At 56.6% G+C, this 274-nt stretch carries 1 protein-coding gene; it reads left to right on the forward strand.

The annotated features are described in order from the left end of the window. The coding region (locus SB679_RS24140) for an ABC transporter permease subunit (RefSeq protein WP_410704773.1) at nt 1–274 on the forward strand (274 nt) is incomplete at both ends.

Consider the following 274-nt stretch of genomic DNA (forward strand, 5'->3'; position numbering starts at 1 on the left):
TGTACTACGGCGTCGGACAATTTCAGGCTATCCGCGAAAGCTTCTTATGGCCTCTTTTGCGCGCTCCTTTCTCGTGCGCCGTGTTGTCACTTGCGTTGTGTACCGCCGCCTATACAGCCGAGATCATCCGTGGGGGACTGCAGGCTGTACCGCATGGAGAAATAGAAGCCGCTCTTGCCTGTGGGATGTCACGCTTTACCTTGCTTCGCAGAATCGTTGGCCCGATCGCACTGCGCTATGCGTTGCCCTCCTACTCGACTGAAGTGGTCCTCCT

Origin of the sequence: Chryseobacterium sp. SIMBA_029 (assembly GCF_046535275.1) — a bacterium.
GTDB lineage: Bacteria > Bacteroidota > Bacteroidia > Flavobacteriales > Weeksellaceae > Chryseobacterium.